The sequence below is a fragment of the Faecalispora sporosphaeroides DSM 1294 genome, assembly GCA_000383295.1.
In the GTDB taxonomy this organism is placed as follows: Bacteria; Bacillota; Clostridia; order Oscillospirales; family Acutalibacteraceae; genus Faecalispora; species Faecalispora sporosphaeroides.
On record KB911080.1, the window covers coordinates 48,540 to 56,685 of the forward strand.

7 protein-coding genes are annotated in these 8,146 nt (G+C 54.7%); all 7 read left to right on the forward strand.

Features of this window, described 5'->3' with window-relative positions; genetic code table 11:
* Positions 1-8 precede the first annotated feature (8 nt).
* The 7 genes from G340_RS0116070 to cas2 are packed head-to-tail and all read left to right on the forward strand — an operon-like array spanning position 9 to position 7,884.
* Positions 9-2,420, forward strand: coding sequence for a CRISPR-associated helicase/endonuclease Cas3 (locus G340_RS0116070; RefSeq protein ID WP_020074665.1), 2,412 nt, complete (start codon positions 9-11; stop codon positions 2,418-2,420).
* Between the two features lie 13 nt (positions 2,421-2,433).
* The gene (gene cas5c / locus G340_RS0116075) at positions 2,434-3,165 is read left to right on the forward strand and encodes a type I-C CRISPR-associated protein Cas5c (protein WP_020074666.1); all 732 of its coding nucleotides are present in this window, start codon (positions 2,434-2,436) and stop codon (positions 3,163-3,165) included.
* 9 nt (positions 3,166-3,174) lie between these two features.
* Positions 3,175-5,034 (forward strand): type I-C CRISPR-associated protein Cas8c/Csd1, encoded by a 1,860-nt coding sequence (gene cas8c, locus G340_RS0116080; RefSeq protein WP_020074667.1) that lies wholly within the window; start codon positions 3,175-3,177, stop codon positions 5,032-5,034.
* Positions 5,031-5,891, forward strand: a complete 861-nt coding sequence (gene cas7c / locus G340_RS0116085; RefSeq protein WP_020074668.1) for a type I-C CRISPR-associated protein Cas7/Csd2 — start codon at positions 5,031-5,033, stop codon at positions 5,889-5,891. Before cas8c ends, cas7c begins: the two co-directional genes overlap by 4 nt.
* Positions 5,888-6,562, forward strand: coding sequence for a CRISPR-associated protein Cas4 (gene cas4 / locus G340_RS0116090; RefSeq protein ID WP_020074669.1), 675 nt, complete (start codon positions 5,888-5,890; stop codon positions 6,560-6,562). Before cas7c ends, cas4 begins: the two co-directional genes overlap by 4 nt.
* The gene (gene cas1c, locus G340_RS0116095) at positions 6,559-7,590 is read left to right on the forward strand and encodes a type I-C CRISPR-associated endonuclease Cas1c (protein ID WP_020074670.1); all 1,032 of its coding nucleotides are present in this window, start codon (positions 6,559-6,561) and stop codon (positions 7,588-7,590) included. Before cas4 ends, cas1c begins: the two co-directional genes overlap by 4 nt.
* A gap of 3 nt (positions 7,591-7,593) precedes the next feature.
* The gene (gene cas2, locus G340_RS0116100; protein WP_020074671.1) at positions 7,594-7,884 is read left to right on the forward strand and encodes a CRISPR-associated endonuclease Cas2; all 291 of its coding nucleotides are present in this window, start codon (positions 7,594-7,596) and stop codon (positions 7,882-7,884) included.
* Positions 7,885-8,146: the final 262 nt, after the last annotated feature.

Sequence of the window (8,146 nt, forward strand, 5' to 3'; positions counted from 1 at the left end):
AGGCGTCTATGAAATCTCATCTGGCCCATATTACAGAAATCAACGGCGAAAGAATGGAGCAAACCGTGGCCGAGCATTCCTTGCATGTGGCGGGCTATGCCGCCGAAAAGCTGAGAGGGATCGGCCTGCCGAACACGGCTTATTTGGCCGGACTGCTGCACGACATGGGAAAATGCACGGCAAACTATCAGGAATATCTTTTGCGTGCGTCCGCGGGGGAAGAGGTGGCTCGCGGCAGCGTGAACCATACGTTCTGCGGGTGTATTTATCTGTTGAAACAGTATCATGCGGGCCGGCCGCAGGGGATGGGCACAGTCACCTGTGAAATCATTGTATATGCCGTCGGGGCGCACCACGGGCAGTTCGACTGCGTCACGCCTCAGAACACCAGCGGGTTTGAGCACCGGCTGGAGAAGGACCCAAAGGAAATTGACTATGAGGAAGCGGTGAGCGCCTTTCTCCTTGAGTGTGCGCCGGCCGAAGAAATAGACCGGCTGTTTTTATTGGCACAGCAGGAGATTGCCGCGCTGTTTGAAGCGTTTCGGGCTCGCTTCAGAAAAAACCGGACGCAGGTCAGCTTTTTGATGGGACTGGCGGCCCGCATGGTTTTGTCTGCGGTGATCGACGGCGACCGCAGGGATACGGCGGAATTCATGACCGGAATGCCGCAGGAGTATTGCGGCGGCTCCAGCCGCTTTTGGGCGGAGCAGATCTCCTTTTTTGAACAAAAGGTTTCTTGCTTTCGGACACAGACGCCGATCAACGCGGCGCGAAGCGGGTTTTCGGAGCAGTGCCGCGTGTTTGCGCGGCAGCACGGCGACGGCATCTACCGGCTGACTTTGCCCACAGGGGCCGGCAAAACCCTGTCGGCCCTGCGCTATACGCTCCACCACGCCAAAGCGTTTCACAAAAAGCGCATTCTGTTCGTCATTCCGCTGCTGAGCATTTTAGAGCAGAACAGCGCCGTCATCCGGGACTACATACAGGACAAAAGCAGCCTGACGGAGCACCATTCCAATGTCGTCAAACTGTTCGATACCAAGGAAGAGCTAAATCAGTACGAGCTTTTAACCGATACCTGGGAATCGCCCATCGTGATCACCACCTTGGTACAGCTTTTGAATACCCTGTTTTCAGACAAAACAGGCGCGGTACGCCGTATGAGCGCGTTATCTCAGGCGGTGATCGTCATCGATGAGGTGCAGTCGCTGCCCCCAAAAACGATGAATCTGTTTACGATGGCTCTGAACTTTCTGGCCTATGGGTGCGGCGCGACGATCGTGCTGTCCTCCGCGACGACCCCGTGCTTTGAGCAGACGGATTTTCCGCTGCAATATGCAAGCCCCGTGGAGATCGTGCCGTATGAACCGGAGGCGTTTGTGGTGTTCAAACGAACCGAAATCATCGACAAAACCTCTCCCTACGGTATGTCGGTGGAGGAGCTGGCCGATTTTTCCGCGGAGATACTCAGCCGCGTGTCGTCCTTATTGGTGATCTGCAATACCAAGGAAAGCGCGCTCCGGCTTTATCGGGAGCTTGCGCACCGCTGTGATGATTGCAGGGTGTTCCACCTTTCCACCTCCATGTGCATGGCGCACCGAACCGATACGCTGAAAAAGATCAACGACGCTTTGAAAAGCAGAGAAAAAATGGTGTGCGTTTCCACTCAGCTGGTGGAGGCGGGGGTGGATTTTTCGTTTGAAAGCGTCATCCGCGCGGCGGCTGGAATGGACAATATTGCGCAGGCCGCGGGGCGCTGCAACCGCAGCAACGATTTCGGCGGCATTCGCCCGGTCTACGTCGTCAATCTGAATCAGGAAGCCGAAAAATTGGGGATGCTGCGGGAGATCGCGGCGGCGCAGCGGTGCGCTCTGCAGCTGCTGCACCGGTTTGCCCAAAACCCCGACCGGTATGAGCGCGACCTGCTCAGCGGCGAAAGCGTCGCGGAGTATTACCGGTTCCTGTTTCAGGATGCGGACATCAAGGGAAAATTCGGGTTCCCGCAGCGCCTGCCGGACGGTACGACCGAAGATCTGTTTGATCTGCTCGCGGTCAACCTGCGTCATATTGAACGGCCGGAGTTTCAAGGCAAATATTTTTTGAATCAGGCGTTTTTAACCGCCGGGCATCTGTTCCAGGTGTTTGATGAAACTACGACCGATGTGATTGTGCCGTATAACGATGAGGCCAGCAAACTGATTGCGGATCTGTTTGCTGAAAAATCCGCCTATGACCTTGCTTTTCTGAAACGCTGTGTCGAGAGGGCAAAGCCCTACACAATCCAGGTGTTTCAATATCAAATTCAAAAGCTGAGCGACTACGGGATGCTGTCTTTGACGCCCGACAAACGATTTACCGCTTTAAATAAGCAGTGCTACAATGACAAAACAGGTTTGGTGATAGAGAACTTTATCTATTAAGGAGGGAATTCGGGTGCAGCACAAAAACATTGTCGAGTTTGAAGTTCTGGGGGATTACGCTCTGTTTTCCGACCCCATCACCCGCGTGGGGGGCGAAAAATTCACCTATCAGGTGCCCACCTACGAGGCGCTGAAGGGCGTTTTGCAAAGCGTGTTTTGGAAACCGACCTTCATTTGGGTGATCGATTCCGTGCGGGTCATGAACCAGATACAGACCGAAACAAAGGGCATCCGGCCAATCAAGTACCAGCACGGCCCCAATGAAACCGGCAACGATTTATCGTATTATACCTATTTAAAGGATTGCCGCTATCAGGTACGGGCGCATTTCATTTGGAACGAAAATCGGCCGGAGCTCGCGGAGGACCGCAACGAAAACAAGCATCACAGCATCGCGAAGCGCATGATCGAGCACGGCGGCCGGCGCGACATTTTTCTGGGCACGCGCGAGTGCCAGGCCGATGTGCGCCCCTGCGTTTTCGGTGAGGGGGCGGGCTTTTACGACGATACGCCGCAGCTCGATTTTGGTATGATGTACCACGGGATCACCTATGCCGACGAAGCGTATTCCGAAGAAACCAGAGGAATGCTGACCGTGCGGCTGTGGCGCGCGGTGATGAAGCAGGGCGTCATCGATTTTCTTCCGCCGTGGGATTGCCTTCATCGCCCAATTCGACAGATGGAGATCAAGCCGTTCGGAGCGGAGAAAAATAATTTTGCGCCGATAGAATCCGAGGTGATTTGAGTGGCATGGATGAATACGCTGTACCAGACCTACGAAGCGAACGAAAAAATGGCCGGGAAAGCGGCACAGGGCGTGCCGCTTTCTCTGGTGGCGCACATGACGGCGAACGCGCAGCTCGAAGTATGGGTGAAGCCGGACGGCGAATTTTGCGGCGCTCGTCGGGTGGAAAGGGAAGACGCCAAAACGATCATTCCGGTAACGGAAAGCTCCGCGTCGCGTGCGAGTGTAATTGCCCCGCATGCACTATGCGATATGCTTCCCTATGTCGCAGGGGATTTCGGGGAGTATCTCTCTTCACCAAAGGAAACGAAAAAGGCAGCGGAAAAGTTTGAAAAATATCTTGCCGCGCTGAAAGACTGGGCGGAATCGCCCTTTTCCCACCCCAAAGTGCGGGCCGTCTATGAGTACGCCGCAAAACGGCGGATGACGCGTGATTTGATTCTGGCGAAGCTTCTGGAGGCCGAGGATGGGAAGCTCCTGAGTAAAAAGGTGAGCGGCAGTGTTTATGAAAAAGCACTGGTGCGCTTTCGGGTGATCGGCGCCGAGCCGGACGCCGTGTGGCAGGATGAATCTCTGCTTCACAGCTACATTCAGTATTACGCTTCTTCCCAGTCCGGGGAGCGGGACCTTTGCTATGTCACCGGCGAAGTCGATACGATTTCTGTCAATCACCCGAAGGGGATTGTGGCCGCCAACTACGGCGCAAAGCTGATTTCCTCAAATGACAAGACTAATTTTACGTATCGCGGGCGGTTTGCCACCTCCGCGCAGGCGTGCACAGTCGGGTACACGGCCACCCAGAAAGCACACAGTGCCCTGACCTGGCTTGCCGCTCAGCAGGGCGTAACAGCGGGCACGCAGGACAAGCGCACCTACATTTGCTGGAACCCGAACGGGAAAAAGGTGATTGATCTGGAGGACCCGTTCGGCCTTGAGGACGACGACGAGCCGCGCGCCTATACCGAAGCGGAATACAAAAAACGCCTGTTTCAAACCCTGGAGGGCTACCGTAATCTGCTGAATAACAGCGATGAAATCGTGGTCATCGGTCTGGATGCCGCGACGACCGGACGTCTTTCGGTCACCTATTACAACGAACTGAAGGGCTCCGATTTTTACGACCGGCTGGCCGATTGGTACGGCACCTGCCGCTGGTTTTTTACGCGCTTTACCAGCGGGAAAAAGCCCTATACCACGGTGCTGACTCCGCCGAACAAACAGATTGTGCGGTGCGCGTTCGGCACGGAACAGGGCGCCTTTTTGGAAACAAGCGACAAGCTGATGAAGGAGCAGTCGCAGCGGATTCTGCACTGTATGCTGGACAGGCAGCCGCTGCCGCGGGATCTCATGCAGGCGGTGGTTCGCCGCGCATCGACGCCGCAGGCTTATTCCACCGGCAACCGCGAGCGAATTCTTTCCACCGCCTGTGCGCTGGTTGTGAAATATTATTCTGACAGAGAAAAGGGAGTGCATATCGACATGGCGATTGATTATGAAAACACCGACCGCAGCTATCTGTTCGGGCGCTTGCTGGCCGTGCTGGAGCAGGCGGAGCACAGCACGTTCGCTCAGGGAGAAACGCGCGATACCAACGCGATCCGTTTACAAAGCGCGTTTGTGAACCACCCCATGAGCACCTGGCAAATACTTGAGGATCAATTGAATCCCTATTTTCATCGAATGACCCCCGGCTCCAGAAACTTCTATAAAGATTTGATTTCGGAGATCGCGGAAAAAATCTCCGAGTCCGGTCAGGAGCAGCTGAACCGCCCTCTCGGCGAATTGTATTTGATCGGCTATTACCTGCAGCGGGCGGAATTCAGAAAACCAAGACAAGACAAAGGCAGCAATAAGGAGGAAGAAAGATGAAGGCACTTGAAAACAAAATCGATTTTGTGGCGCTCATTTCCGTGACAAACGCAAACCCCAATGGTGACCCGCTCAACGGCAACCGCCCGCGCACCACCTATACCGGCAACGGGGAAATCTCCGACGTCTGCATCAAACGGAAAATCCGCAACCGGCTGCAGGATATGGGCAAAAGCATTTTCGTTCAGTCGGAGGAGCGCTGCGACGACGGGTTCGGCAGCCTGAGCGAGCGGGCCGGCCGAACCATCACCTCATATTCCTCCAAGGAGGACTATGCCGCGCAGGCGTGCGCCAAATGGTTCGACGTTCGGGCGTTCGGGCAGGTGTTCGCGTATAAAAAGAGCAAGGACAAGGAGAAGGACAGCGTTTCGGTCGGCGTGCGCGGTCCGGTTTCGATCCGTCAGGCGGTCAGCGTTTCCCCGGTGGATATCAACAGCATGCAGATCACCAAGAGCGTGAACAGTGAGCCGACCGACGACGGCAAGAAAAGCTCCGACACCATGGGCTCGAAGCACATGGTGGAATTCGGGCTGTATCAGATCAAGGGCGCGATCAATGTACAGCTGGCGGAAAAAACAGGATTTACGCAGGAGGATGCCGACACCATCAAGGAATGCCTGCGCACCCTCTTTATCAACGACAGCTCTTCCGCCAGGCCGGACGGCAGCATGGAGGTGCTTCGGCTTTACTGGTGGCAGCATAACAACAAGATCGGCCAGTATTCCTCCGCAAAAGTACACAATTCGGTGCAGATTGCGCTGAAGGACGGAGTCGCCTCCCCAAAGAGCGCAGGGGATTACGAGATCACGCTTCTGCCGCTGGACGGCCTCGTGCCGGACATCATCGACGGGATATGACCGGGTATGAGGAAGAAGATTTTCTGATGCTGTCGGGAATCCAGCATTTTGCGTTCTGCCGCCGGCAGTGGGCACTGATCCATATTGAGCAGCTTTGGGAAGAAAATCTTCGCACGGTTGAGGGCGATTTGCTGCACGCAAACTGCCACGACGGCTATTCCTCCGAGAGCAGAAAAGACGTCTTTTTATCGCGCGGAATGCCGATTTTTTCCCGCAGCCTTGGCGCGAGCGGCGAATGCGATATCGTTGAATTCCGGCAGTCTGCCAAGGGAATCCCGCTGCACGGCAGAACCGGGCTTTACACCGTTTATCCGGTGGAATATAAGCACGGGGAGCCCAAGGACGGCGAGATCGACATCCTTCAGCTGGCGGCGCAGGCCATTTGCCTGGAGGAGATGCTCGGCTGCGAAATCCCCGCCGGGGCTATCTTCTATGGGAAAACAAAACGTCGGCAGCGTGTGGAAATCACGGGGGAACGTAAGGAGCGGGTTCGGGCGATGTTTGCCGAAATGCACGGCTATTTCGAGCGTGGGTATGTGCCCAAGGGGAAAATGACAAAAGGCTGCAATGCCTGTTCGCTGAAAAATCTTTGTCTGCCGAAGCTGAGCAGGATCAAATCCGTTCAGGAATATCTGGACGGCACGCTTGGAATCGGGGAGGCGGGTCAATGAAAAAGCTTTTAAATACACTGTACATCACAACGGAAAACGCCTACCTTGCTCTGGATGGAGAAAATGTTGTGGTGCAAAGCGATGGCGATACGTTGGGCCGTCTGCCGCTGCACATGATCGACGGCATCATGGCATTTGGGTATGTCGGTGCCAGCCCGGCGCTGATGGGCAAATGTGCCGAGATGAACAAATCCCTCGTCTTTCTCAAACCGAGCGGACGCTTTTTGGCCAAGGTGACCGGGAAATCGTATGGGAATATCCTTCTGCGCCGCGAGCAGTACCGGGTTTGCGACGATCCGGAGCGCTCGCTGGCCATCGCAAAAAACATCATCTCCGCAAAGCTCGCGAACTGCGGCGCGGTTCTCAGCCGCGCCGTGCGCGACCATGCCCTGCGGATCGATACCGAAAAATTTGCGCAGGTCGGCTCGGCCCTTCAAAACGGAAAGGTGAATGCTTACCGCGCCCCGGGCGCCGACACGCTCCGCGGTTTGGAGGGGGAGTGCGCCAGCCTGTATTTTTCTGTTTTTGACGAGATGATTCTGCAGCAAAAAGAGGATTTCTTCTACCGGGGACGCTCCCGCCGCCCGCCGATGGACAATGTTAACGCAATGCTGTCTTTCTCATACAGTCTGCTGACCTCCATGTGCGTCAGCGCACTGGAGGCCGTCGGCCTCGACGCGTATGCCGGCGTGTACCACACGGAAAGGCCGGGCAGATGTTCCCTTGCACTCGATCTGCTGGAGGAATTCCGCGCCCCCTTCGCCGACCGCTTTGTGTTGACAAGCATCAATAAAAAGAGTATTTGCGGCAAAGATTTTTTGGAAAAGGAAAGCGGAGGTATCCTGCTCACGGAGGATGGACGAAAAAAGTTTTTATCTCTTTGGCAACAGAAAAAGAAAGAAGAAATCGTCCATCCGTTTTTGCAGGAGAAGGTGGAGTGGGGCCTGCTACCCTATGTGCAGGCGATGCTGCTGGCCAAATATATTCGCGGCGATATCGACGAGTACCCACCGTTTGTCTGGAGGTAGACGATGCTTGTCCTGATTACCTACGATGTGAATACCGAGGATGCCAAAGGGAGCAAGCGGCTTCGCAAGGTTGCAAAAATCTGTGTGAATTACGGGCAGCGTGTACAGAATTCCGTTTTTGAATGCCTGCTGTCTCCTGCGGAATTATGTATTGTAAAAAGTCAGCTGCTTGCTGTTATGGACGTAAAGAAAGACAGCCTGCGGATTTATCATCTGGGGAACAATTATAAAAATCGCATTGAACATTACGGAGCGAAACAAACATACAGCCCGGAAGATCTGATGGCATTCTGACGCGAATCGCAAGCGCACATCAAATCCGCGGGGTATTCGCGCATGAAATCGAATCCGTTTGCAGGGAGAAGCTTTGCAGATCTGCGATTTATTTGCATTTTGATGTGAATGTTTACCAAGCTTTCAGAAATATTCTCCCGCTGGCTTTGTTTGTTTTGCAGTCGCCCCTCCCGCGAGGGGCGTGGATTGAAATCTGATAATTGTAGATTTGTTACTCCAAAGGAAAATGTCGCCCCTCCCGCGAGGGGCGTGGATTGAAATT